This is a genomic window from Streptomyces sp. NPDC087420 (assembly GCF_044744165.1).
Taxonomy (GTDB): Bacteria; Actinomycetota; Actinomycetes; order Streptomycetales; family Streptomycetaceae; genus Streptomyces.
Window position 1 is genome coordinate 70672 of the sequence record NZ_JBIUXU010000016.1, and the last position, 23545, is coordinate 94216.

23 protein-coding genes and 1 pseudogene are annotated in these 23545 nt (G+C 68.8%); 12 read left to right on the top strand and 12 right to left on the bottom strand.

Annotation, left to right across the window (positions count from 1 at the left end):
- Positions 1-139: 139 nt before the first annotated feature.
- Positions 140-631 (top strand): SUKH-4 family immunity protein, encoded by a 492-nt coding sequence (locus ACIO1C_RS30280; RefSeq protein WP_401869372.1) that lies wholly within the window; start codon positions 140-142, stop codon positions 629-631.
- A 175-nt stretch (positions 632-806) separates the two neighbouring features.
- Positions 807-1775: a hypothetical protein gene (locus tag ACIO1C_RS30285; RefSeq protein WP_401869375.1), complete on the top strand. Its 969-nt coding sequence runs from the start codon at positions 807-809 to the stop codon at positions 1773-1775.
- 34 nt (positions 1776-1809) lie between these two features.
- Here the strand turns inward: ACIO1C_RS30285 and ACIO1C_RS30290 are convergent, their stop codons facing one another.
- Positions 1810-2559 (bottom strand): TetR/AcrR family transcriptional regulator, encoded by a 750-nt coding sequence (locus tag ACIO1C_RS30290; RefSeq protein ID WP_401869378.1) that lies wholly within the window; start codon positions 2557-2559, stop codon positions 1810-1812.
- Positions 2560-2774: 215 nt separating this feature from the next.
- Here ACIO1C_RS30290 and ACIO1C_RS30295 point away from each other — a divergent pair, with 215 nt between their 5' ends.
- The 4 genes from ACIO1C_RS30295 (at position 2775) to ACIO1C_RS30310 (ending at position 8351) form a co-directional block, all read left to right on the top strand.
- Entirely contained in the window at positions 2775-4994 is a 2220-nt protein-coding gene (locus ACIO1C_RS30295) for an MMPL family transporter (protein WP_401869381.1), read from the top strand.
- 637 nt (positions 4995-5631) lie between these two features.
- Entirely contained in the window at positions 5632-7113 is a 1482-nt protein-coding gene (locus ACIO1C_RS30300; RefSeq protein WP_401869384.1) for a hydrolase, read from the top strand.
- Positions 7114-7276: 163 nt separating this feature from the next.
- A complete protein-coding gene (locus ACIO1C_RS30305) occupies positions 7277-7594 on the top strand; it encodes a hypothetical protein (protein ID WP_401869386.1) in 318 nt (105 codons plus the stop codon).
- 13 nt (positions 7595-7607) lie between these two features.
- A complete protein-coding gene (locus ACIO1C_RS30310; RefSeq protein WP_401869389.1) occupies positions 7608-8351 on the top strand; it encodes a calcium-binding protein in 744 nt (247 codons plus the stop codon).
- Here ACIO1C_RS30310 and ACIO1C_RS30315 read toward each other — a convergent pair.
- From ACIO1C_RS30315 to ACIO1C_RS30335, 5 genes and pseudogenes are all read right to left on the bottom strand, one after another.
- Entirely contained in the window at positions 8342-8575 is a 234-nt protein-coding gene (locus tag ACIO1C_RS30315) for a transposase (protein WP_401869392.1), read from the bottom strand. The two genes, ACIO1C_RS30310 and ACIO1C_RS30315, sit on opposite strands and share 10 nt — an antisense overlap.
- Positions 8576-8616: 41 nt before the next feature.
- Positions 8617-9201, bottom strand: coding sequence for a DinB family protein (locus tag ACIO1C_RS30320; protein WP_401869395.1), 585 nt, complete (start codon positions 9199-9201; stop codon positions 8617-8619).
- A 163-nt stretch (positions 9202-9364) separates the two neighbouring features.
- Positions 9365-9941: pseudogene (locus ACIO1C_RS30325) on the bottom strand (SMI1/KNR4 family protein).
- A 10-nt stretch (positions 9942-9951) separates the two neighbouring features.
- The gene (locus ACIO1C_RS30330) at positions 9952-10206 is read right to left on the bottom strand and encodes a DUF397 domain-containing protein (protein ID WP_401869398.1); all 255 of its coding nucleotides are present in this window, start codon (positions 10204-10206) and stop codon (positions 9952-9954) included.
- Positions 10203-11078: a helix-turn-helix domain-containing protein gene (locus ACIO1C_RS30335; RefSeq protein WP_401869401.1), complete on the bottom strand. Its 876-nt coding sequence runs from the start codon at positions 11076-11078 to the stop codon at positions 10203-10205. Before ACIO1C_RS30335 ends, ACIO1C_RS30330 begins: the two co-directional genes overlap by 4 nt.
- A 219-nt stretch (positions 11079-11297) precedes the next feature.
- Between ACIO1C_RS30335 and ACIO1C_RS30340 the strand changes: the two genes are divergently transcribed.
- Positions 11298-11765 carry an ATP-binding protein gene (locus tag ACIO1C_RS30340; protein ID WP_401869404.1) on the top strand — a complete coding sequence of 156 codons (468 nt, stop codon included), beginning with the start codon at positions 11298-11300 and terminating at the stop codon, positions 11763-11765.
- 123 nt (positions 11766-11888) lie between these two features.
- Here ACIO1C_RS30340 and ACIO1C_RS30345 read toward each other — a convergent pair whose 3' ends face one another.
- The 4 genes from ACIO1C_RS30345 to ACIO1C_RS30360 all read right to left on the bottom strand — a co-directional run bounded on the left by ACIO1C_RS30345 (position 11889) and on the right by ACIO1C_RS30360 (position 15816).
- Positions 11889-12329: a hypothetical protein gene (locus tag ACIO1C_RS30345; protein ID WP_401869405.1), complete on the bottom strand. Its 441-nt coding sequence runs from the start codon at positions 12327-12329 to the stop codon at positions 11889-11891.
- A 161-nt stretch (positions 12330-12490) separates the two neighbouring features.
- Positions 12491-13702, bottom strand: a complete 1212-nt coding sequence (locus ACIO1C_RS30350; protein ID WP_327234741.1) for a pyridoxal phosphate-dependent aminotransferase — start codon at positions 13700-13702, stop codon at positions 12491-12493.
- Between the two features lie 119 nt (positions 13703-13821).
- Positions 13822-14745 (bottom strand): polysaccharide deacetylase family protein, encoded by a 924-nt coding sequence (locus ACIO1C_RS30355; protein ID WP_401869408.1) that lies wholly within the window; start codon positions 14743-14745, stop codon positions 13822-13824.
- A 210-nt stretch (positions 14746-14955) separates the two neighbouring features.
- Positions 14956-15816: a helix-turn-helix domain-containing protein gene (locus tag ACIO1C_RS30360; RefSeq protein WP_401869410.1), complete on the bottom strand. Its 861-nt coding sequence runs from the start codon at positions 15814-15816 to the stop codon at positions 14956-14958.
- 167 nt (positions 15817-15983) lie between these two features.
- Between ACIO1C_RS30360 and ACIO1C_RS30365 the strand changes: the two genes are divergently transcribed.
- The gene (locus tag ACIO1C_RS30365) at positions 15984-16331 is read left to right on the top strand and encodes a DoxX family protein (RefSeq protein WP_401869412.1); all 348 of its coding nucleotides are present in this window, start codon (positions 15984-15986) and stop codon (positions 16329-16331) included.
- 31 nt (positions 16332-16362) lie between these two features.
- Here ACIO1C_RS30365 and ACIO1C_RS30370 read toward each other — a convergent pair whose 3' ends face one another.
- Both ACIO1C_RS30370 and ACIO1C_RS30375 read right to left on the bottom strand, forming a co-directional pair.
- Entirely contained in the window at positions 16363-17973 is a 1611-nt protein-coding gene (locus ACIO1C_RS30370; RefSeq protein WP_401869414.1) for an amidohydrolase family protein, read from the bottom strand.
- A gap of 84 nt (positions 17974-18057) precedes the next feature.
- Positions 18058-19419, bottom strand: a complete 1362-nt coding sequence (locus ACIO1C_RS30375) for an alanine racemase (RefSeq protein ID WP_401869417.1) — start codon at positions 19417-19419, stop codon at positions 18058-18060.
- 113 nt (positions 19420-19532) lie between these two features.
- Between ACIO1C_RS30375 and ACIO1C_RS30380 the strand changes: the two genes are divergently transcribed.
- The 4 genes from ACIO1C_RS30380 to ACIO1C_RS30395 all read left to right on the top strand — a co-directional run bounded on the left by ACIO1C_RS30380 (position 19533) and on the right by ACIO1C_RS30395 (position 23476).
- On the top strand, positions 19533-20681 hold the full coding sequence (locus tag ACIO1C_RS30380) for a sugar kinase (RefSeq protein ID WP_401869420.1): 1149 nt from the start codon (positions 19533-19535) through the stop codon (positions 20679-20681).
- Positions 20678-21442, top strand: a complete 765-nt coding sequence (locus tag ACIO1C_RS30385) for an IclR family transcriptional regulator (RefSeq protein ID WP_401869423.1) — start codon at positions 20678-20680, stop codon at positions 21440-21442. Before ACIO1C_RS30380 ends, ACIO1C_RS30385 begins: the two co-directional genes overlap by 4 nt.
- Complete coding sequence (locus ACIO1C_RS30390; protein ID WP_401869425.1) at positions 21439-21867, top strand: RidA family protein; 429 nt, start codon at positions 21439-21441, stop codon at positions 21865-21867. Before ACIO1C_RS30385 ends, ACIO1C_RS30390 begins: the two co-directional genes overlap by 4 nt.
- A gap of 136 nt (positions 21868-22003) precedes the next feature.
- The gene (locus tag ACIO1C_RS30395; RefSeq protein WP_401869428.1) at positions 22004-23476 is read left to right on the top strand and encodes a GntP family permease; all 1473 of its coding nucleotides are present in this window, start codon (positions 22004-22006) and stop codon (positions 23474-23476) included.
- The last annotated feature ends 69 nt before the right edge of the window (positions 23477-23545 follow it).

Below are 23545 nucleotides of genomic sequence, written 5' to 3' on the forward strand. Positions count from 1 at the left end.
CAGAAGAAGGTCCAATTCGAAAAGCTGGGGATCGAAAAATAACGGATCTATACTTTTCGCCTCTCCTTGAGTGTTTCCCGCATGAGGGTGCCGTCCATCTCTACTGGATGCCACCCTCATTGTTCTGAAAGGCGAAGAAATGAATTCTGGAAATTCTGATGCTCCGATTTTTCGCACGGTCCTCCTTTCGGCGCGAGGGGAAAATGGCGGAGGTGATTCTTTCTCGGTTGAGGTTCCCGCTCAGTCTCTCGGGCAGGCTTATCGTGCGTCTCAGAAATTGGAGGAGGTGCGAATTGACGGTGTCCGATATTATGATTTTGGCTCGACGGGGATTTTTGGGCGGGTTGTTCTTGACCCTGATTCCGGCAGGGTGATGGAGGTAGGAAAGGATCGCACTGGCGCTACTCTTGTCAACTCGACGATCGAAAAATTTAGTGAATGCGTGCAGGGGTTTATCGGACGATTCCCTTTCTATTCGGCTGATGAAGAGGATCGCTGGGAAGTGGTCGCTCGCGAGGTTGAAGAAATGATTCAGGGCATTGACCCCGCTGCATTTTTCGAGGGAGGTTATTGGTATGAAATTCGATGGGCTGTAGCAATCGGAGATTTCGCTACGGAGGAACTTGAGTAGTTTTCGGGTAAATTATTCATCGTTCGCTTCAGGAAATCAAAAGATGGGTTTTTCGGAATTAATGGCGCGCGATCCTTGACGGCTTCGGTGGTGTGGGATTTTCAAGAGCTTCGATGAATCTCCATCGGGCATTTTAATCCAGGATTGGTGGCCTATCGTTGAAATAAGTTGGCCCGTGACTGTGTTTCTCCTGATCTCCAAGTACGACAAATCGCGACGTGATGGTGAGGTCGACGACTGGACGTCGTACGACGACATCGGAGCAGCGTTCGGCGGCCGTATCCTCACCGCCGAGGAGTATCAACGGACCGAGGATCTCTACATCTCGGCGGTCGAGCTGCTGGCCAAGGCCGTCGGGGTGGATCGTTTTGTCCTGCGGCACGTCTTCCTGAATGTACCGGAGCCGTCGTGGCTCGGAGAGATGTACGACGGGCGGGTGGTCGACCTGGCGGCCGGCTTGCGGCTGCTCAGGGAGAGTCTGCGCGATGGCACGACCTCGGCCTTGCTGGAGAGCGGCGATGTGTTGCGGGTAGCGGTTGATGCGGATTTCTGCCTGTCGGTGCAGATTCAGGAGAGTGCGCTCGAATCTCTGGCGGAGATCGAGAAGATGGGGTTGTATCCGTTGAGGGTTCCCTGCTGGGCAGAGGAGGAGGAGCCGGCAGTCTCTCGTCCTACGGACGGTAGGTTCTGGGCAGATGTGACAGCCCGGGCCGCGGTGGACAGCACACCGACGCTCATCCTGGAACGCCAGGCGCAGGGGACGTACGGTCACCGGTGGTATCTCGTCGAGGACGGCGGCCTCCCTTCGGTCGCCGGATCAGTGAGGCGCCAGTCCTTGGTCACGGCCTTTTTCGGCGTGGAGATCCGTTGGGCCGCCCGGAACGCCCTTCTGCGGGCAGTGGAAACGCTGTGGGGCGCCGATGACGATCCTCGTGTGGTCATCTTCCTGCGGTCGGACGAAGGTCCCCTCCGCACACTGACGTGCGGGGAGGGGGTTCCCTTGCCGAGCGGTGCCGAACTGCCTCCGGGCGACGAGTTCGGCTTCTTCTTGTGGCCGGACGAGGGCGTTGCGTTCACGCAGGCGGTGGTGCCGGGCGAAGACGGTCGTATTGCTGCCCGGTGGCCGGATCCGTGGGTTCTGTGACGGCGCTCGTGTGGTGATGTTCGGGCCGCCGGGGTCAGGTGAGCGGGATGCGGCGGTGGATGTCTGTGAGCAGGTTTCCCATCGCCAGGCGGAAGAGTTCGGCTTGGTGGTCGCCCAGGAATGATGTGTGGCCGAACACCTCCAGGACGACCAGGCCGTGCAGGTGGCCCCATGCGCTCATCAGGAGCGCGGTTGCGGGGGGTGGGAGATGGCCCTCGCCGTAGTGCGGCAGTTGGTTCAGGTAGGTGTGGAGTGGCGGGGAGAGTGCGGGGGTTTCCGCGGCGGCTAGTTGTGCCTCGGTGAAGCCGCCGAACATCTCGCGTTCGAAGATCGCGCTCATCCGGCGGGTTGCCTGGGTGGTTGGGCCTTCGGTGGGTGCCGCGTAATCGCGCAGCGGTGTGCCGTAGAGGAGTTGGAAGCGCTCGGGGTGGGCGATGGCCCAGTGGCGGTAGCCCTCGGCCGCGATGACTAGGCGCGGTATGGGGGAGTTGGCCGGCGCGGTGTCGACGGCGGTCTGTACGGCGGCGGCGAGGTCGTTGTATCCCTTGGTGACCAGCGCTGTTACGAGCGCGTCCCGGCTTGGGAAGTAGTGGTAGAGCGCCTGCACCGTCATGCCGAGGTCGCGCGCGACCGCCCGCAGGGAGAGGGCCGCGGGGCCGTGTTCGGTGATGTGGCGCTCGGCGGCGTCCAGGATTTCTTGGGTGGCGGTGGCGCGGCGGCGTTCGCGCAGGGAGGGTTGGGCGGCGGCCAGGGGGTGTTCCTCTGGGTGTTCCTGTGCGGGCATGTGACGACCGTACGGCCGCTGGTCCCGTCGGTGGCGAAGTGTGAGGAAAATCTAACACTGCCAAATCCCCTGACCCGTCACTAACGTTTCTCACGGCGACAGCGACAGCGACAGCGAGTGCGACACCGCACACCGCGCCGGCTCCTTGTTCGTCAACTCGGGCTGTCGCGCGCCCTTTTCGCCGTACGGAACATCGAATGTGAAGGAGATCGCGCGTGTTCGAACGCATAGCCGAGGTGGCGATTCGCCGCTCCCGGCTGGTACTCATCGTCGCCGTCGTGGCTGTGGCCCTCATGGGCGTCCTGGGCGCGGGCGCGTTCGGCACGTTGCTGGGAGGGGGGTACGACGACCCGGCCTCGGCGTCCAGCCGTGCCAAGGAGGTCATCGACAAGAAGTTCGGCGGGGAGACGAATCTGGTTCTGCTGGTCCGTACCCCGGATGGTGGTGTGGACGCTCCGGCCGCGCGGAAGAGCGGCCGGGACCTGGTGGCCGACCTCAAGGAGGAGACGAACCTGGAGAACGTGGTCTCGTACTGGGACACGGCCAGTCCTGACCTCCGTTCCAAGGACGGCCGCGACGCCGTGGTCCTCGCCCACGTGAAGGGTGACGGCATCGAGCGCGACGAGAACGCGAAGGCCGTGATCGACGCCTACAACGGGCCGTACGAGGACACGCTCACGGTCCAGGCGGGTGGCGCCGCCGCCGTGACCAGCGAGATGGGTACGCAGTCGGGCAAGGACCTGATTCTGGCCGAGGCCATCGCCGTACCGCTCACGCTCATCCTGCTGCTGCTCGTCTTCGGCAGCGCGGTCGCGGCGCTGCTGCCGCTGGCGATCGGACTCATCGCGATCGCGGGTACGTTCGCGGAGCTGTTCGTGCTCGGCAGTGTCACCGATGTGTCGGTCTTCGCAGTCAACCTGACGACGGCGCTGGGCCTCGGACTCGGCATCGACTACGCCCTGTTGATGATCAGCCGCTTCCGCGAGCAGCTCGCGACGGGGGCGAGTGTGGACGACGCGGTACGGCGGACGGTGAGCACGGCGGGCCGTACGGTCGCCTTCTCCGCCGCCACCGTGGCGGCCGCGCTCGCGGCGCTCCTGGTGTTCCCGCAGTACTTCCTGCGCTCGTTCGGCTACGCGGGGATCGGCGTGGTTGTCATCGCCGCGCTCAGCACGCTGTTTGTGATGCCGGCGCTGTTCGTCGTGCTGGGCCACCGCGTCAACAGCGGGCGGATGCCATGGGGGAACAAGCCGCGCTTCGGCGGCCGGGCACCCCTGTGGGGCCGTCTGGCCGGCACTGTCATGCGGCGTCCCGCGCTCACCGCGCTGCCGGTGCTCGCCGTCCTGCTGCTGGCCGCGAGCCCGCTGCTCGGCATCACCTTCGGAACGCCGGACGAGCGGGTGCTGCCGGAGGAGGCGCAGAGCCGCCAGGTGTCGTCGGTGCTGAGGGAGAAGTTCAACGGCAATGATGACGCGGCGCTGCGTGTGGTCATCGACAAGCCCTTGGGGCAGGCCCCGTTGGCGTCGTACGCGACCGAACTGTCCACGCTCCAGGGCGTCATCCGCGTCGAGACGAGCGCGGGGACGTACGCCGAGGGACGGCCCGGGGCGTCCACCCCCGCCGCAGCGGCCCTGGGCCGCCCCGACGCCCAACAACTCAACGTTGTGAGCGCCCTGCCCCCGAAGTCGGACGAGGCCCAGAGCCTGGTCGGGAAGGTGCGGGCGGTCGCACCGCCCACAGGAACTCACCCCCTGGTGGGCGGAGTTGACGCCGAACTGGTCGACTCCAAGACCTCCATCGGCGACCGGTTGCCGATCGCCGTGACCCTGGTCGCCGTCACCACCTTCCTCCTGCTCTTCCTGTTCACCGGCAGTGTGGTGCAGCCGCTGCGCGCGCTGGTCCTCAACATGCTCAGCCTGGGCGCGACCCTCGGCGTGATGACCTGGATCTTCCAGGACGGCCACCTCTCCTCCCTGCTCGGCTTCACCGCGCAGCCCATGGAGGTGTCCATGACCGTGCTGATGTTCTGCATCGCCTTCGGCCTGTCGATGGACTACGAGGTGTTCGTCACCAGCCGCATCAAGGAACTCCACGACCAGGGCGAGGACAACGAGTCCGCCGTCACCCACGGCCTCGGCCACACCGGCCGTATCGTCACGGCGGCGGCGTGTCTGCTCGCGGTGAGCTTCTTCGCCTTCGGCACGGCGAAGCTCAGCTTCATGCAGATGTTCGGCCTGGGCAGCGGCTTGGCGATCCTGATCGACGCGGTGGCGGTACGGGGAATCCTGGTCCCGGCGGCGATGCGCCTCCTGGGCGGCTCGGCTTGGTACGCCCCGGGCTTCCTCCGCAGGTTCCACCAGCGCTTCGGCCTCAGCGAAGCGGCCCCGGCGGCCGCGCCGCAGCCCGCGGTGGCTCCGGTGTACGCGAAGAACTAGCCGTACCGCAGCCACCCCTCACACCGTGCCCGTCTCTCCCCGGAGGCGGGCACGTCCGGCTGGGGCCGTAACGACAGAGATAGCTGGGCTGGTGTGGGTGCGGGGTTGAGCGAGGCATACATGGCGGGTGATCGGTCGGCGCGACCGCCGTCGTGGCCGGCTTTCTGTGGTTGCGGCCAGAACCGTACGGCCGTAGGGGCCGGCTGTACGGAGGTGAGGGCCCGTTTTGTGTGGGTTGAGCAGGACGTGGTTTCGCGAATTCCGGGGTCGGGGGTGGGGCTGTCCCCACCTGGGGAAAGCCGGGGAGCGCCATGGAGCCGCGCGGGTGCGTTGTCGGGAATGCTGGGCGTTCTCAGAGCCCGTTCTCCTGTGTGGGGGAGGGGAAGGCCGATTCCTGCTGCTGCGATTCGTACTCATGTGCATGGTGCGCGGTCCTGGCGAGAGTGAAGCGCGTCGTGTCGAGTCCGTCGGTCGGATTGTCCGGTACGGCCTTCTCGGTACGGTCTGGTGCCCGAGGGACGTACAACGTTCATCGAGCTTTGGCAAAAAGGTCTTCCAAGCCGGGGTCTACGCGCGCAGAGTGGTCCCTCGCACCGCCTCTCGTCCCATCACTCCACCCCCACACGGAGGTTGACGGATGCTTGGATCCGTGAAGTCCCGCTGCCTGCTCATCGCCGCCACGGCGTCCCTCGGTCTGGTCACCGCGGGCGCCGGCTACTCCGCCCAGGCGGCCGGTCCGGCCGCCCCGGCCGCTGTCCCCGCGGCTCCCGCCGCCGCTGCCGCCACGCACCGGGTGCTCTTCGACAACTCGAAGGCCGAGCAGGCGGGTAACGCCGACTGGGTCATCGGCTCCAGCCAGCCCGACCCGCTCGGACAGGACTCCACCCCCACGAAGGAGACCGACTGGACCGGTGGCCTGTCCGCGTGGGGTGTCGCGCTCCAGAGAACCGGCGACTACTCGCTGAAAACACTGCCGTCCGGCAACACCATCACCTACGGCGGCTCCGGCACGCTCGACCTCAAGAACTTCGACACCTTCGTCCTGCCCGAGCCCAACATCCGGCTCAGCACGGCGGAGAAGACCGCGGTCATGAAGTTCGTGCAGGCCGGCGGTGGTCTGTTCCTGATCTCCGACCACGACGTCAGTGACCGCAACAACGACGGTTACGACTCGCCGATGATCATCAACGACCTGATGACCAGCAACGGGGTCGACAACACCAACCCGTTCGGTTTCTCGGTCGACAAGCTCAACGTCGCCTCCGGCAACCCGAAGGCGATCAGCGACAGTTCGAACCCGGTGCTGAACGGCTCCTTCGGCAAGGTGACCGGCAGCCTGATCGCCAACGGCACCACCTTCACCCTCAAGCCGGCCGACAACCCGGCCGTCAAGGGCCTTCTCTGGCGCTCCGGTTACAGCACCACCGGCACCACCGGAGCCTTCTTCGTCACCAGCACCTTCGGCAGCGGCCGGGTGGCGATCTGGGGTGACAGTTCGCCGGTCGACGACGGTACGGGCGCCTCCGGCGACACCCTCTACGACGGCTGGAACGACTCGTCGGCCACCAACGCCGCCCTCGCCCTGAACGCCACGGCGTGGCTGTCCGGCACGGGCACCGGAGGCGGTGGCGGCGGTGGCGGCGAAACCTGCACCACGTCGGGCCAGCTGCTCGCCAACCCCGGCTTCGAGTCGGGTACTTCGGGGTGGAGCGCCACGTCCGGCGTGATCACCTCCAGCACCGCCAAGGCGTCCCACTCCGGCTCGTACAAGGCATGGCTCGGCGGTGCGGGTACGGCAGGCACGAAGACCCTCTCCCAGTCGGTGACGATCCCCGCCGGCTGCCCCGCCTCGCTGAGCTTCTGGCTGCACATCGACACCGCCGAGACCGGCACCACGGTCTACGACACGCTCAAGGTGCAGGTGCTGAACTCCTCGGGGACCGTACTCGGCACCCCCGCGACGTACTCCAACGTCAACGCGGCGACCGGCTACACCCAGCGCACCCTTGACCTCAGCGCCTACGCCGGCCAGTCGGTGACGCTGAAGTTCACCAGCACGGAAGGCTCCAAGCTCCAGACGTCGTTCGTGGTGGACGACACCGCGCTCAACGTCGGCTGACCGACCGCGAGGGCTTGTCCGGCGGATCTCTTGGGTTCCGGACGTTCGGCACCACGCCTCGCGGCGTTGTGAGGGTCGCCCCCATACCGTTATGGGGGCGACCCGCTGCGTCGCGAGGGTTCACTTCCGTACCCGGGAAAGTATTTGACTTTGGATTCTGATCATGGGTGAGCCGCTACGTGATTTTCTTCCTGAACTGAAAAAGCATCATGGTATCTACGTTATGCGGCAGACTTACGAAGGGACCTGCGCGTTCCTTTCGGGGTACGAGCTGGGATCGGGCCGCTACTTCCTGAAGGAATTCCACAGCTGGCTACTGCTCAGGAAGAAAGGCAGACCGGAGCTGTTCTGGCCTCTGCTCGTACTGTGTGAGGTTTATCGGGATGGCTCACTGCCGGACGTCAGGTATCTCACGCCCGAGCAGGACAGGCAGATGGTTGCAGTGCTTTTCGAGCTACTGGACGAGTCCACAACTGCATGATGGAGAACCCGACATGCCCTTGTATCTCATCAGTCGCCGATATCTGCGTGCCGCCTCGGCGCTGACTCTGGTTCTCGGCGCGGGACTGGCCGTTCCCGCCACCCTGGCCACCACAGCCGTCGCCGCGGCACCGTCCGCCACTGCGGCATCATCCGCGACCGCCGAGGTCAACACGTACGGTTGGCAACTCACCTACACGGCTGCCGCCGGCCAGACGAACAAGCCGACTGTCAAGGAGTCGCTGGTCAAGGGCAGTACGGAGGTCACCTATGTGATCGACGACGTCGTCCCGATCGGCGTGGGGGCTGGTTGTGTCCACCCCGTCAGTACGGACCGCACCAAGGTCATCTGCACGGTCAGCGGTGAGGACAGCCAGGATCCCTACGCCGCACTGGAGATGGACCTCGGCGACGGCAACGACACCGTTACCGTCAACAACACCACCGGCCAGATTTTCCTCTTCAACAGGATCGACCTGGGCTCCGGCAACGACAGGCTGACCGGAAACAGTGGCATTGACGGCAATCAGGTTACGGGTCAGGCCGGCAGCGACACCATCATGGTGGGCAAGTACGGGACAAGCGTGGGCGGTGACGGCAACGACTCGCTCTACGGCGGCAAGGGCAACGACGTCCTGTACGGAAACAACGGCGCCGACACCCTGTACGGGAACACCGGCAACGACAAGCTGTACGGGGGCGCCGGCAAGGACACGCTCTCCGGCGGCGCCGGGAAGAACGTCGTCCGTCAGGACTGACGGTTCGCATGGGCAGGACGTGCGAACGTTGGCGGCAGATGCCGCCAGACACAGCCGCTGGTCAGCACGTACACCACTGCGGTGAACACGGCCCGCTCGTCACGCGGAGCGGTCCCGCCACCTTGCGGTCGAGCCGCGAACGACGGCAGTGACGGGGCGACCAGCTCCCAGAGCTCATCAGGAACCAGACAGCTCGACAGATCAGCACTCACGGCTCGCATCATGCCGCTCGAACATCAAGCGTCAAGTCACGTGGGGCAGCCCTCTATGCCTTGACTGATGCGGCCGATCTGGCGGCCTGCTCGATCTTCGCGCAGTAGGCCGTGCGGGCGTCCTCATCGATCTGCGTCTCGTGTTCGGGGCGCATCCCGGTTCGGCCGTCCACGCCTTCGCGCAGGATGTCGGCGTGCCCGGCATGCCGGTTGGTCTCGCCGAGGACGTGGACCAAGATGGCGAACAGGTTCGTGTCGGGATACGGCTCCGGCCACCACGGCACGTGGCCGGGGGCATCAAGGGCAAGCTCGTCGATTGTCGCGTCCGAGTGTTCCCACGTGCGCCGGTAGGAATGGATGATCTGATCGCGCGCCTCGTCCTCAGCCGCCCAGAGGTCGCTGCCGTCGTGGTCCTGCCACCGGGGCAGCGGTTCCGGGGACGGTCGGTCGAAGACCTCGCCGAAGTACCTGGCCTCGACGCCGGCCACGTGTTTGACCAGGCCGAGAAGGTTGGTCCCGGTCACTGTCAAAGGTCGGCGGGCGTCGTATTCGGACAGGCCGTCGAGCTTCCAGAGCAGCGCCTCGCGGTCCCGCCGCAGTCTGCCGTGCAGGGTGCTCTTCGCGAATTCATCGATCATGCGGCATGAGCCTGCCATGGGCTGCTCGTGGCCTCAAGATCCCGTACGTGGACCGGAACGACCGGCAGCGCCGAAACCTGGCTGTGGCCACCGCCCCGAGCTACTGAAGAAGCTCGCGGAAATTGCCCCGTGAGACAGCGTCCAATGCCACGTGAGACGGCGTCTAAGTGCTCGCGAACCAGGAGCGGCCCTGGGCCCAGTGGGACCCACCCCGCGAAACCGGGCGTGCCCGGCATCAAGGAGGTGTCCGGCCGGGTGCCGAAGGGCACCGCGCCGAACTCGTCGATGAACCAGACGTGACCGCGCTGCGGGCCGGTGATGATCAAGTGCCAGTACATACCGCAGCCGTCGGTGCCCAGCAGCAGCGAGCCGTGGTCGAAGACGGGGGCCGTCCGGGCCTCGAACTCCTCGTCCGACAGCGCCGCTTCGTCGCCCTCCTCCTCCCACAACCACGCCGCCGTGAGCGGAAAGGGCTCGGCAAGCAGGCGCTCGGGGCGGTACGAGCCCCAGTCCGGGGGCGTTTGCGCGAAGGGCAGCAGACCGTAGTGGGGCGGTCCCGCGCGCAGTCCGTCGCAGATCTCCGCCACGAACGTGCGGTACGGCTCCGGGAGTACGATGCCGTGCTCCGCCTCGAAGGACCGCACCGCCTCCCAACCGGCCGGCGGCACCGCCTCGGGATGGGACGCGAAGATCTCCCGGAGGGGGGCCAACTCGGCTGGGTCGCGGGTTTCTGTGTTCATGCCGGTCGGCCTAGAGCTCGGTTCCTTGGGGGATGAGGTGGTCGTACTGGCCGGCCTTGACCGCGAGTATGTGCGCCAGCATTTCCTGGTCCGTGAAGCGGAGTGCGCCGTCGCGGTCGCGGTGCTTGGAGTCGCCGAAGGCGACGCCGCCGTCGATCGCCATGACAAGGACGCAATTCTCGCTCGAACCACTGCTGAACGCGGACTTCTCCCACTCGCCGTGGAGGGGCTGCTCGTACAGGTCTGACTTCGATTCGGCTGTCACGACAGTTCTTTCCTGATGTCTTCGATGAGCTGAACGGTGAGTACGGGGCTCAGGGCGAAGGCCGCCAGGTCGGCGTACCTCCGTCGCGAATGCCGGACTGCTGCCGCTTCGTCGGTCACGGAGTCTCCCCGTTGCATCTCGGACGAGACCACACTGCGGTGTTCGACGCCGGGGAAGTCGAGAATGGTGAACGGTGTGCTGGAGACGCTGGCCGCGCCCGCCTCGAACGGGATCACGCGCAGGTTGACGTGTTGGCGTCTGGCCGAGGTCAGCAAGTGGTCCAACTGGGCTCGCATGGCGTCCCGTCCGCCGACCACCGCCCTCAGGGCTGACTCCAGGCACAACGAGTCCAGGGTGGCGGGGTGTTCACCGGTGAGTACGCCCTGACGCTTCTGCCGTACGTCGATGAAGATCTCGCGGTGCTCCGTGGCCTCGTGTTGCTGCCCGAACTCGACGAGGGCGGCTACGTACTCTCTGGTCTGGAGGAGGCCCGGTACGTACGTGCCGCTGTGGCAGAAGATCTTCTCGGCCGCGTCCTCAAGGTAGAGGTAGCGGTACGAGTCCGCCGTGAACACGGCCTGGATTTCGGGCCGTTCATACCACGCGCGGCCGAACGACCGGCCCTGGTCGATCGCGGCCCTCAGCGCGGCGCGTTCGTCGACGCTCGCTCCGTACGCCTCCAGCATCTCTTCGAGCTGGTCGGGGTTCGGGAACGCCTTGCCCCGCTCGATCTTGCTGATGTTGTGCCGTGAGCACTCCAGACGCACCGCGATGTCGTCCTGCCGGAGGTGCGCGTGCTCACGCAGTCGCGCAAGCTCACCGCCGACCTTCCGCATGGCGAAGATCGCGTTGGTGTTGACGCTGACGGGCACCGGTGTCCCTCCGGGTGGCATGACGTCCGATGGCAGCAGCGTAGCGCGCGGGCCCGCGCGGACGACTCTTCCGGGCGACTTCCCGCGATCAGCTTGCGCGCGACGAGTCGCGCGACTCATGCTGGGTGTCGCGCACCGGCGCCACATGCCCGGGATGCGTATCCCTGTGTCATGCGTGCCCGACGGCCGTCATGACCTCTACTGCCGGAGGTAGGTGTGGTGGACCAGCGTCGATACGTACTCGCGGTCGAGCGGTACCCCTGTACCACCCTCGCGGTCGGGGAGGCGCGGGCCCTCGCGGGGCGCGTCTACGCGCCGTACCCGTGGGTGGACCGCGACACCGTCAAGCTGCTGGTGAGCGAGACCGCCACCAACGCCGTACTGCATGCCGGCGGTGGCGGGTTCGACCTCATCTGCCACTCGCCGGTGCGGGGTTCGGTCCAGATCGAGGTGCACGACCGGAGCCAGGCCGAGCCCAAGCGGCGCCCGCACACCGCGTGGGACAGCCACGGTCGCGGGCTGGAGTTACTTGACCTCCTCGCGCCGGGGTGGACCGTCGTCACGACGATGACAGGGAAGGGGCTGGTCTTCACGCTGACGGCGGACCCGCCGGAGTCGGCCCATCGACGGCTGCTGGAGCGGGTGTTGCTGGGCCTGGGCGGGAGCGTTCCGCTGGGTGAGGGGTGAGAGGTTCATCCGTCAGAGGAGCTTGTGACGGTTCCTTCGAGTAGCGCGCGTGGGCGTGCTCCCGGAGACGTGCGGTGCGTGGCACCCGGTCCGCGCGCCTCCGCGGCCCGTGGACCGGGGCCGTCAGTGGGCGCCGACGAGACGGCGGGGGGTGCCGGGGGTGGCCGGCGGCTCGGCGAGCGCGGCCGTGTGGGCGTCCATCCGCTCGGCGGACAGGATCGCGGCGGCGGTGTCGGCACGGGAGGCCGCGACCACCAGGGCGCGACCCGCGAGGGCGAGGGCGCGGGCGTGCAGCTCGGCGCGGTGGGCATGCGGTAGATCTGAGGTGGGGGTGTCGTCCGTGTCGTTCGCGGGGGACAGGCGCACCGGCTCCGCGCCCCGCAGCCGGGTTATCTGGCGCGCGATGCTCCCACCCGCCTCGTCCAGCCCCAGCTCGTCGGTCACGGCAAGGAGTGCGGAGAGGTGACCGGCCAGCTGGATGTCCAGCTCTTCCTCCCGGCTGCGATGGGGGAAGTCGGCGTCGGCCATCGTGTGGACCGACTTGGCGCGGATCGGTTCGTACATGGGATGGCCTCCTGGCAGGGTCAGGAAACCATCCTACATTGGAATCGGTCTAAAGTTGAGCCCCGTCGGGATCGAGGGGAGAGGGTGGGGAGCGGGGAGGGGGAGCGGAGGGGGAGCGGAGGGGGAGCGGGGGAGGGAAGGGGCTGGGCGCGGGCGACGGCCTACGGCTGTGAGTAGCCGTCCAGGAAGTTCCCGATCCTGGTCACCGCGTCCGTCAGGTCCTGGGTCGTCGGCAGGGTCACGATGCGGAAGTGGTCCGGTTCCGGCCAGTTGAAGCCTGTGCCGTGCACCACCATGATCTTCTCGGCGCGGAGGAGGTCCAGGACCATCTCCCGGTCGTCCTTGATCTTGTAGACCTTCGGGTCGAGGCGCGGGAAGAGATACAGCGCTCCCTTGGGCTTCACGCACGTCACCCCGGGGATCTGGGTCAGCAGGTCGTACGCCGTGTCCCGCTGCTCCAGGATCCGGCCGCCCGGCAGCACCAGGTCCTGGATCGACTGCCGGCCGCCGAGCGCCGTGGCCACCGCGTGCTGCGACGGCATGTTGGCGCACAGCCGCATGTTGGCCAGGATCGTCAGGCCTTCGATGTACGAGGTGGCGTGCGCCTTGGGCCCGCACACCGCCATCCAGCCGGAGCGGAAACCGGCGACGCGGTAGTTCTTCGACAGCCCGTTGAAAGTCAGGGTGAGCAGATCGGGTGCGATCGCCGCCGTGGGGGTGTGCGTGGCGCCGTCGTACAGGATCCGGTCGTAGATCTCGTCCGAGCACACGATCAGGTTGTGCCGGCGGGCGATCTCGGTGAGCGAGGCCAGCATCTCGTCCCCGTACACCGCACCCGTCGGGTTGTTCGGGTTGATGATCACGATCGCCTTCGTGCGGTCGGTGATCTTGCGCTCGATGTCGGTGAGGTCCGGCATCCACTCGGCCTGCTCGTCACACCGGTAGTGCACGGCCGTGCCCCCGGCGAGCGACACGCTCGCCGTCCACAGCGGATAGTCCGGGGCCGGTACGAGCACCTCGTCGCCGTCGTCCAGCAGCGCCTGCATCGACATCTGGATCAGCTCGGACACCCCGTTGCCGAGGTAGATGTCCTCGACGTCCAGGTCGATGCCCTTGGTCTGGTAGTGCTGCATCACCGCGCGCCGCGCGGACAGCAGGCCCTTCGCGTCGCCGTAGCCGTGCGCGTCCCCGAGGTTGCGGAGCATGTCCTCAAGGATCTCGGGCGGGCACTCGAAGCCGAACGCCGCCGGGTTCCCGGTGTTGAGCTTGAGGATGCGGTGGCCCGCCGCCTCCAGCCGCGTCGCCTCCTCCAGGACCGGGCCCCGGATCTCGTAACAGACATTGGCGAGCTTCGTCGACTGGATCACCTGCATGTCCGCCACCTTACGGCCGGGTGACGAGGGCCGCGTCGTGTTTTTGCCCACGTTGCTCCGTACTGGTTACGGCGATGGTTACGGCGATGGCTACGGAGCTTTTCGCGCGCCCCCCGGCGTCAGCGGACCGGGAAGCCGAAACCGTATCCGTGGTGCCGCAGCCACGGCAGCAGCTTCCTCAGCGCCGCCGCCGTCTGGGAGCGGTCGCCGCCCCCGTCGTGGAAGAGGAGCGTGGGGCCGTTGTCCAGCTCGTGCCTCACGACGTGCAGGATCGCGCCCACGCCCGGCTCCTCGTAGTCCTTCGAGTCCACGTTCCAGCCCAGCGGGCGCATGCCCGCCGACGCGGCGATCTGCCTGCTGTACGGGGTGAACGCGCCGCCCGGCGCCCGGTAGTACACCGGCTCGACACCTCCCGACGCCCGGGTGATCTGCTCGGCCGCCGCCAGGATCTGGTCCTTCTGGTACGGCTTCGAGCGGTGGTCCATCGAGGTGTTGTGCGTGACGGTGTGGTCGCACAGCCGGTGGCCGTCGGCCACCACCCGCCTGACCAGGCCGGGGTGGGCGGCGGCCTGCGGGCCGATCATGCAGAAGGTCGCCCGGACCCCGTTGTCCCGGAGAATCTTCAGGACCTTCGGGGTCCAGGTGGGGTCGGGCCCGTCGTCGATGGTGATGTTCACGGCCCGGCCGCCGCCCTCGACCGCGTGGGCGATGTCCATGCTCACCCGGGGTGGGGGGAGCTTCGGGTCGGGGGAGGAGGTCTGGCCGGGTGGGACGGGTGGGACGGGGGGAGCGGGGGGAGTGGATGGCGTGGCTGGGGTGGGTGGAGTGGTCGGGGTGGTCGGGGTGGCTGGAGTGCCGGAGGCGGAGGCGGGGGCCTGCCCGGTGGCTCCGGACCGGACCGTGGAGCCCTTGTCGTCGGGGCCGCCGGCGCCCTGGGACCCGCCCGCGAGCTGGCCGCCGCACCCGGTGACCAGGACCGCCGCGATCAGGACGAGCAAGGCGGCCCGGACCCCCCGTACCCCTGCCGTTCGAGCCGGTCGCATGCCCGTGCGTGTCATCGTCCCCACCACTCCCGCTGTCGCCTCGCGTCGTCCTCGGAGAGAGACGAGCGGAAGGGGCGGGAGGATCCGGTCATCACCGGATGGTCATAAGTTCGTGGGACCCGCTCGCTCACCAGTGCCCTTTTCGGCCGTACGACTCTCGCGCAGGAGACCAAGAAAGGGGAGACCAAGAAGGGGGAAGGGGCGGCAGGGTCAGCCCGCCACCGCGTGCAGCGCCCCCGGCCTCCGCCCCGTCAGGTTGTCGAGCGCGGCCGACGTGGCGTCGTCCGCCGGCAGGTGCACCACCAGGTGCCGGCCGTCCAGGCCCGGCAGGTCCAGCGTCTCGCTCGCCAGGCTGAGCGCGCCCGCGAGGGGGTGTGCCACCCGCTGCGTCAACGGGTTCTCGGGCGTCCGGACGGCGCGTGCCCAGCGGTCCGTGAAAAGAGCGCCCGCCGCGTCGGACAGCTCCTCCACGAACGACGCCAGGAAGTCGTCCTCCGGTACGGAGTCGGTCTTGAGGCGCGAGACCAGGACGTCCGCCTCCCGCTCCCAGTCCACCAGGACCGTACGGGCCCGCCGGTCCGTGAACACATAGCGGGCGACATTCGGTGAGGGGGAGTCCAGCAGCCCCAGCGGGGCGACGAGCCGCTCGTACCCCTGCGTGAAGGCCAGCACCTCGGTCAGCCGGTTGACCAGGACGGCGGGGGTGGGCTCCAGCCGGTCGAGCAGGGCCTGCACCGTGGGCCGTACGGTACGGGCCGGCGGGCTGCCCGCGCCCGGGCAGAGCCCCAGCGTGCCGGTGGTGACCTTCTCGGCGCGCATCAGCGCGAAACGCTCGTCCGCCGTCAGCCGCAGCGCGTCCGCGAGGGCGCTGAGCACCTGGGGCGAGGGGTGGCGGCCCCGGCCCTGTTCGAGGCGGGCCAGGTACTCGACGCTGATGCCGGCCAGCATCGCCAGCTCGGACCGGCGCAGGCCGGGCGTACGGCGGCGGCTGCCGGCGGGGAGGCCCACCTGGGCCGGCGTCACGGCCTCGCGGCGGGCGCGCAGGAAGAGGCCCAGCTCGTTGTGGCTCACCACAGCAATTTACGCCGGATCGGCCGGTGGATCGTAGCCCTGCCAGTACCCGCCTCGGCCGGGGCTTCCTCGGTGCTCGTGGTCACGACAGGTTGTGCGGAGGCCGGGCCCGTAGTCGGGCCTTCTTCACCTTCACCTCCACCTTCACCTTCTCCAGAGGGGCACCTGTGTTCATCGCCTATGCCGTCGTCGGCCTGCTGCTCGCCGCCGGACTGACCATGTCCGCCGTCGGTACGTTCACCCGCAACGAGAAGGTCATCGGGTCGATGCTCGGACTCGGTGTGCCGGAGTCCTGGCTTCCGCGGCTGGCCACGCTGAAGGCGCTCGGCGCGGTGGGACTGGTCGTGGGTCTGTGGGTGCCGCTGATAGGCGGGGCGGCGGCGGTCGGGGTTCTCCTCTACTTCGTCGGGGCCGTCATCACCCACCTGCGCGCCAAGGACCACGAGATCGCCCCGGCCGGGGTGTTCGTGGTGCTGGCCGTCGCCGCGGTTGTGCTGCGGCTCGCCTCGGCCTGAGCGTCGATCGGGCGTCGACCGGCCGACCCCCTCACCCCGTACGCCGCACCGACCGCCCCGCCAGCGTGTCCGTGCGTCGGCCGTCCTCGATCACGAAGCGGCCGTCGATCAGCACGTGCGGGATGCCCGTCGGCAGGGTGCGCGGGGAGTCGAACGTCGACCCGGCCGCGACCGTGGCCGGGTCGAAGAGGACCAGGTCCGCGCGGTAGCCCTCCCGGACGAGTCCGCGGTCGGGGAGGCGGAGGCGCGCGGCCGGGCGCGAGGTCAGGTGCGCCACACACTCCTCCAGGGTCAGGACGCCCAACTCCCTTGCGTACCGGCCGAGATACTGCGGGAACGTGCCGTACGCCCGCGGATGCGGCTTCGCGCCCTGGAGGATGCCGTCGCTGCCGCCCGTGTGCACGCGGTGGCGCATGATCTCCCGGACGTTCTCCTCGTGGCCCACGTGCTGGAGGATCGTCGAGCCGAGACCGTCCTCGATCAGCAGCCTGCGGGCCGTGACCCAGGGGGCCTCCGCGCGTTCGGCCGCGGACGCCGCGACCGTCTTCCCCACGTACGGGTCCAGTCCCGGCGCCGAGACCCCCGAGATCTCGATCGTGTCCCACTCGATGGGGACCCCGTGGCAGCCGTCCGCCCCCACGACCTCCATGTGGTGGCGGATCTTCTCGGCGGTGGTGTGGTCGCGCAGCCGCGCCAGGATGCTGTCCGGGCCGCCCTCGCTCGCCCAACTGGGCAGCATCGCCACGAGGGTGGTGCAGCCCGGGGTGTACGGATAGGTGTCGAGCGTGATGTCGGCGCCCGCGTCGAGCGCCCCGTCCAACAGGGCCAGCAGATCAGGGGCCTTGCCCTCGTTGACGCCGAAGTTCATGGTGGCGTGGGCCAGATGGAGCGCGCAGCCCGCCCGCCGGGTGAGCGTCACCATCTCCTCGTACGCCTGGAGCGCGCCGGCGCCGTACGACCGGTGGTGCGGGCAGTAGTAGCCGCCGTACCGCGCCACCACCCGGCAGAGCGCGGTCAGTTCGGCGTCGTCGGCGTACATGCCGGGCGTGTACGTGAGCCCGGAGGACATGCCGACCGCGCCCTGTTCCAGACCCTCGGCCACCAGCCGTTCCATGCGGGCCAGTTCGGCGCCGGTCGCCGGGCGGTCGTCCCAGCCGACCGCGTACATGCGGACCGTGCCCTGCGGGATCAGGTACGCGGCGTTGACCGCGATGCCCTCTCCGTCGAAGCCGTGGTCGAGCCGGTCCAGGTACTCGCCGACCGTCCGCCAGTCGAAGTCGATGTCGGAACCGTCGCCGTTCCAGCCGGTGATGGACTGCCTGACCTGCGCGAGGGTCGGGTCGTCCACGGGCGCGTACGACAGGCCGTCCTGCCCGATCACCTCCAGCGTCACCCCCTGCGCGGCCTTCGCCGAGTGGTCGGGGTCGCGCAGGAGGGCGAGGTCGCTGTGCGCGTGCATGTCGATGAAGCCGGGGGAGAGGGCGAGCCCGGCGGCGTCGAGGGAGCGCGCGGCACTCAGGCGGGGGCCGCCGCCCTCCCGCCGTATCGCCGCGACACGGCCGTCGGTGAGGCCGACGTCCGCGCGGTAGGAGGGTCCGCCGGTGCCGTCGACGACCTGTACGTCCTGGATGACGAGATCCATGGCCTGCGCTCCTGGGTCCTGGGTCCGGGTCCGGGGTCCTGAGTCCTTGCGGCTCTCTGGACGGGTTTCTAGAAAGACGGGTCTCTAGAAGAACGTACGGATCAGGTCCGTGACCGTGCCGTCCGCCTCCACCAGCGGGATCAGCTGCCACTTGTCGAACGACGTGCACGGATGCGACAGCCCGAGGCCGACCCAGTCACCGACCTCCAGGTCCGTCCCCTCGGCCGTGGACACCCACGTGTGCTGGTCGGACAGGCCGGTGACGGTCAGCCCGGTGGCGGGCCCGACCTCGCCGGTACGGCCGTCACGGACCACCTGGGCCTCCGGGAGGTCCAGGTCGTACGCCGCGTCCCGCTTGCCCGCGTTGAGGAACGCCTGCCCGGCGGACGGGCGCGAGACCACCTGCGCCCACAGCCGGAACGCCGGCTCCAGGGAGCCTTCCTCGGGCACGCGGTTGAAGGGCGTGAGGCGGCGGTAGTGGCCGTCGTCGTGCGACACGTACGCGCCGGAGCGCAGCAGTTTCAGTACGGGGAGGGAGAGCGGCGGGATCCCGGCGAAGACGTCCGCGACCGCGTCGAACCAGGCGCTGCCGCCCGCGCTGATCACGATCTCGTCCGGTCCGTCTGCCCCGTCCGGTCCGTCCGCCCCGTCCGGTCCGGAGAAGCGGCCCGCCTTGTCGAACTCCGAGGCCAGCGCGACCAGTCGGCGCAGCCAGGCGCGCACCCGGTCACCGTCGGCGTCCGGCACCTCGCCCTCGTACCCGGCGACTCCCGCCAGGCGGAGGGTGGTGACGGCGGCCACCGCGTCGGCGACCGCCGCGCAGTCCGCCTCCGTACGCGCTCCGGTACGGGCCCCCTCGCCCGCGCCCAGTTCGACGACGACCTCCACCGGGCGGGTGGCGCCGGCCGCGCGCAGGGCCTCGTCCATCAACTCGACCCCGCGCACGGAGTCCACGTAACAGAGGAAGCGGAAGTCGGGGTCGCGGTCCAGTTCGCCGGCCAGCCAGCGCAGCGCCGCCGCGTCGACCACCTCGTTGGCGAGGAAGATCCGCCGGATGCCGAACGCCCGGTAGACGCGCGCCTGGTGGGGCAGGGCGGCGGTGATGCCCCAGGCGCCGTGGGCGAGTTGGCGCTCGAAGAGCTGGGGGGACATGGAGGTCTTGCCGTGCGGGGCGAAGGCGAGGCCGTGGCGTTCGGCGTAAGTCTCCAGCAGGGTGAGGTTGTGCGCGAGCGACTCGGCGGACAGGGCGAGCACGGGCGTGGTGAAGCCGCCGGTGAACAGGTCGCGGCGCTGGGCGGCGAGTGCGCCGACCGTCAGACCCTCGGCGTCCGGCGGGAGCCCCTTGAAGCGGTGGTCCACCTGCTCGTCGCCGAGGTGGCCGACACGTCCGTCGCCGAGGTGCTCCACGTGCTCGTCGCCGAGCGGGCCGGGTCGGTCGGTCGCCATAGGGGCCTCCGTGGTCGAAGTGGGGTCGGTTTGATCACCGTCGTTGCAACATTTGCAACACCCATTGCGCATATCGCTTGACGCTGTCTAACATCCGAGCCGATGTCGGGTCAATGGTGGCCCCTCCACGCATCGGCCGAGCGGCGAGGAGCCCCAGAGTGACCGGAGTGACCGGAACCGGACTCGTGGCGACGGACGCCCCGGTGGTGTCCCCGCGCGTGGACGTCGTCTGCCTCGGCGAGTCCATGGTCACGTTCCTGCCCTCCCGGCCCGGACGCCTCGCCGACGTGCCGTCCTTCGACCGGACCATCGGCGGCGCCGAGTCCAACGTCGCGTGCGCGCTGGCCGCCGCCGGGCACGCGGTGAAGTGGGTCAGCCGGGTCGGCGCGGACGGCTTCGGCGACCATCTGGTGGCCGCCGTGGCCGCGTACGGCGTCGACACGTCGGGGGTCCGGCGCGACCCGGAGCGCCCCACCGGCATCTACTTCCGTACGGCGACGGACCGCGCGACCGACGCGCACGAGGTCGCCTACTACCGGGCCGGTTCCGCCGCCTCCGCGATGTCCCCGGCGACCGTGCCGTACCGCGACCTGTGGGCGGGGCGGGTCCTGCACCTGTCCGGGATCACCGCCGCGCTCTCCGCCGACTGCCTGGCCCTGATGCGCGAGCTGACCCGCCGCGGGCCGGGCCGGCCCCTCGTCTCCTTCGACGTCAACCACCGGCCGGGGCTGTGGCGCGACGGCTCGGGCGCGGAAGTCCTGCTGGAGCTGGCGCGCGGCGCCGACCTGGTCTTCGTCGGCGACGACGAGGCGGCGCAGGCGTGGGGGCTGCGGGGCGTGGACGCGATCCGCGCGGCGCTGCCCGAGCCGCGGACGCTGGTGGTCAAGCGGGGGAGCGCGGGCGCGACGGTGCTGACGCGGGAGGGGGCGGACGGCACCGAGGACACCGCGCACGACCAGGCAACCGACACCGTCACCGACATGCCCGCCCTCCACGTCGACGTCGTCGCGCCCGTCGGCGCCGGGGACGCCTTCGCCGCCGGCTTCCTCTCCGCGACCCTGCGCGGCCTGCCCGCCGCCGCCCGCCTGCGCCACGGCCACCTCATGGCCGCCGCCACCCTCACCGTCCCCGGCGACCTCGGCGTCCCGCCCGCCCGCGCCGACGCCGACCGCCTCGCGGGCCTGGACGGGCGCGCCTGGGAGAGACTTCGTCTCGGCCCCGGCTGGACGGCGGCCATCGAGCAGGAGGTACGTACCCGATGAGCCAGACCGTCGACCGCGCGCTGAGCATCCTTCCCCTGCTCGCCCAGGGGCCCGCCGACCTCGGGCAGGTCGCCGAGCGGCTCGACGTGCACAAGTCCACCGCGCTGCGACTGCTCCGTACCCTCCACGAGCACGGGCTCGTCTACCGCCAGCAGGACAACCGCTACCGCCTCGGCGCCCGCCTCTTCGCGCTCGCCCAGGAGGCCGTGGAGAACCTGGACGTACGGGAGATCGCCCACCCCCACCTCGTCAAGCTCAACGAACAGTGCGGCCACACCGTCCACTTGGCGGTGCACGAGGAGAACGAGGTTCTCTACATCGACAAGGTGGAGAGCCGCTACCCGGTCCGGATGTACTCCAGGATCGGCAAACCGGTCGCCATCACGGTCGCCGCCGTCGCCAAGCTGCTCCTCGCCGACCTCCCCGAGGCCGAGCGCCGCGCCCTCGCCGAGCGGCTCGACTTCCCCCTGTACACGCCCCGTTCGATCCCCAACGCCGCCGCTTTCCTGCGGGAGTTGGCCACCGTACGCGAACAGGGCTGGGCCACCGACCTCGGCGGCCACGAGGAGTCCATCAACTGCATCGGCGCCCCGATCCGGGGTACGGACGGCAGAGTTGTCGCCGCCATGTCGGTCTCCGCGCCGAACGTCGTCGTCACGGCCGAGGAACTCCTCACCCTGCTCCCGCTGTTGCGCCGCACCGCCGACGTGATCAGCCGGGAGTACTCCGGCACCACCCACTCCAAGGAAGCACGCACATGAGCGAGAACACGCCCCAGCTCCCGAAGACCGCGCTGACCCCCGCCACGCACACCGCGCCGCCGGCGAAGTTCTCGCACGGCGTCCGCAAGGGCAACATCCTCCAGGTCGCGGGCCAGGTCGGCTTCCTGCCCGCGGTGGACGGCAGGCCGCCGGTCCCGGCGGGCCCGACCCTGCGCGAGCAGACGCTCCAGACCTTCGCCAACGTCAAGGCGATCCTGGAGGAGGGCGGCGCGAGCTGGGACGACGTCATGATGGTGCGTGTCTATCTCACGGACGTGGACCACTTCGCCGAGATGAACGCGATCTACAACCAGTACTTCGAGGAGCAGGGCCTCAAGGAGGCCGCCGCCGCCCGTACGACGGTCTATGTCGGCCTCCCCAAGGGGCTGTTGATCGAGATCGACGCGCTGGCCGTCCTCGGTTGAGCCCTTCCGTCTTACCCCCGGTGAGCCCTTCCGCCTTACCCCCCACCGCCCGGTACGGCGCCACCCTCACGTTCGTCCGAGGGAGCGCCGTACCGCGATTCCCGCTGCCCAGAGTGCCCAGAACAAGAGGCCCCCCATGCTGCTCGCTGCCGACGCGCCCCCTCAAACCCCGCCCCACACCGGCGGTTTCCTCCTCATACTCGGCGGTACCGGCGGGCTGCTCACCGTCGCCGCCCTCGGTATCGCACTCCTCCTGTTCCTGATCATCAAGGTCAGGATCCAACCCTTCGTCGCCCTGCTCGGCGTCTCCATAGCCGTCGGCCTCGCCGCCGGTCTCTCCGTCACCGAACTCTTCGGTACGGTCCAGCGGTCCACCTCCGTCTCGATGATCGAGTCGGGCATGGGCGGCATCCTCGGCCATGTCGCGATCATCATCGGCCTCGGTACGATGCTCGGCGCGATCCTCGAAGTGTCCGGCGGCGCCGAGGTGTTGAGCGCCCGGCTGCTGAACCTCTTCGGCGAGAAGCGCGCGCCGCTCGCCATGGGCGTCACGGGTGTCATCTTCGGCATCCCCGTCTTCTTCGACGTCGGCATCTTCGTCCTCGCGCCGATCGTGTACGCGGCCACCAAGCGCTCCGGCAAGTCGATCGTCCTGTACGCGATGCCGCTGCTCGCCGGTCTCTCCATGACCCACGCGTTCCTGCCCCCGCACCCGGGCCCCGTCGCAGCCGCCGGCCTCTTCCACGTGGACCTGGGCTGGATGATCCTGATGGGCGCGCTCGTCGGGATCCCGGCCGTCCTCGCCGCCTGGGTGTACGCCGCCTGGATCGGCAAGCGCCTCTACGTGGAGGTCCCGCAGGACATGCTGGAGGCCGCCGAGGAGGCCAAGTCCGCCGTGGCGGAGGAACAGCGCGCCGCCGGGGTCGCCCCCCAGGAGGCGCCGGTCGGCCTGGGCACGGTCCTCGCGATCATCGGCACCCCGCTGCTCCTGATCCTGCTGGCGACGTTCTCGTCCATCGCGCTGGAGCCGTCGACCGGCCGCTCGGTGATCGAGTTCTTCGGCCACCCGTTCGTGGCGCTGACGATCGCGCTGCTGCTCGCGTACTACCTGCTGGGCCTGCGGCGCGGCTGGTCGCGCCAGTCGCTGGAGCGGGTCTCCACGGCGTCCCTCAAGCCGGTCGGCAACATCCTGCTCGTCGTCGGCGCCGGCGGTGTCTTCGGCGCGATCCTCAAGGGCAGCGGCATCGCGGACGCCCTCGCCGACACCTTCCACGACGTCGGACTGCCGGTCATCCTGCTGGCCTGGCTGATCTCGGTCGTGCTGCGGGTCGCCCAGGGTTCGGCGACCGTCGCGATCGTCACCACCGCGGGCATCGTCGTCCCCCTGGTCGAGGGCCAGGGCTTCTCGCAGGCCCACCTCGCCCTGATCATCATGGCCATCTCCGCGGGCTCGATCTTCGCCTCGCACGTCAACGACGGCGGGTTCTGGATGGTCGCGAAGTACTTCGGCATCTCGGAGCGCGACACACTGAAGTCATGGACGGTCCTGGAGACGGTCCTGTCGGTGGCGGGGTTCGTGGTGGCGGCGCTGCTGAGCCTGGTCATCTAGACGAGTCCGCACGGCCTCAATCTCCGTACCCCTGTATTCACCCGGACCGCTGTCCGTGGCGCCGCACGC

What these genes read in the sequence shown, in the direction of transcription:
- ACIO1C_RS30290 (WP_401869378.1), bottom strand. Translation starts at nt 2,559, where the DNA reads ATGCCCGCACAGGAACACCCAGAGGAACACCCCCTGGCCGCCGCCCAA.
- ACIO1C_RS30310 (WP_401869389.1), top strand. Translation starts at nt 7,608, where the DNA reads ATGCCCTTGTATCTCATCAGTCGCCGATATCTGCGTGCCGCCTCGGCG.
- ACIO1C_RS30375 (WP_401869417.1), bottom strand. Translation starts at nt 19,419, where the DNA reads ATGGCGACCGACCGACCCGGCCCGCTCGGCGACGAGCACGTGGAGCAC.
- ACIO1C_RS30315 (WP_401869392.1), bottom strand. Translation starts at nt 8,575, where the DNA reads ATGATGCGAGCCGTGAGTGCTGATCTGTCGAGCTGTCTGGTTCCTGAT.
- ACIO1C_RS30345 (WP_401869405.1), bottom strand. Translation starts at nt 12,329, where the DNA reads ATGTACGAACCGATCCGCGCCAAGTCGGTCCACACGATGGCCGACGCC.
- ACIO1C_RS30300 (WP_401869384.1), top strand. Translation starts at nt 5,632, where the DNA reads ATGCTTGGATCCGTGAAGTCCCGCTGCCTGCTCATCGCCGCCACGGCG.
- ACIO1C_RS30355 (WP_401869408.1), bottom strand. Translation starts at nt 14,745, where the DNA reads ATGCGACCGGCTCGAACGGCAGGGGTACGGGGGGTCCGGGCCGCCTTG.
- ACIO1C_RS30390 (WP_401869425.1), top strand. Translation starts at nt 21,439, where the DNA reads ATGAGCGAGAACACGCCCCAGCTCCCGAAGACCGCGCTGACCCCCGCC.
- ACIO1C_RS30320 (WP_401869395.1), bottom strand. Translation starts at nt 9,201, where the DNA reads ATGATCGATGAATTCGCGAAGAGCACCCTGCACGGCAGACTGCGGCGG.
- ACIO1C_RS30380 (WP_401869420.1), top strand. Translation starts at nt 19,533, where the DNA reads ATGGTGGCCCCTCCACGCATCGGCCGAGCGGCGAGGAGCCCCAGAGTG.
- ACIO1C_RS30350 (WP_327234741.1), bottom strand. Translation starts at nt 13,702, where the DNA reads ATGCAGGTGATCCAGTCGACGAAGCTCGCCAATGTCTGTTACGAGATC.
- ACIO1C_RS30280 (WP_401869372.1), top strand. Translation starts at nt 140, where the DNA reads ATGAATTCTGGAAATTCTGATGCTCCGATTTTTCGCACGGTCCTCCTT.
- ACIO1C_RS30370 (WP_401869414.1), bottom strand. Translation starts at nt 17,973, where the DNA reads ATGGATCTCGTCATCCAGGACGTACAGGTCGTCGACGGCACCGGCGGA.
- ACIO1C_RS30385 (WP_401869423.1), top strand. Translation starts at nt 20,678, where the DNA reads ATGAGCCAGACCGTCGACCGCGCGCTGAGCATCCTTCCCCTGCTCGCC.
- ACIO1C_RS30305 (WP_401869386.1), top strand. Translation starts at nt 7,277, where the DNA reads ATGGGTGAGCCGCTACGTGATTTTCTTCCTGAACTGAAAAAGCATCAT.
- ACIO1C_RS30395 (WP_401869428.1), top strand. Translation starts at nt 22,004, where the DNA reads ATGCTGCTCGCTGCCGACGCGCCCCCTCAAACCCCGCCCCACACCGGC.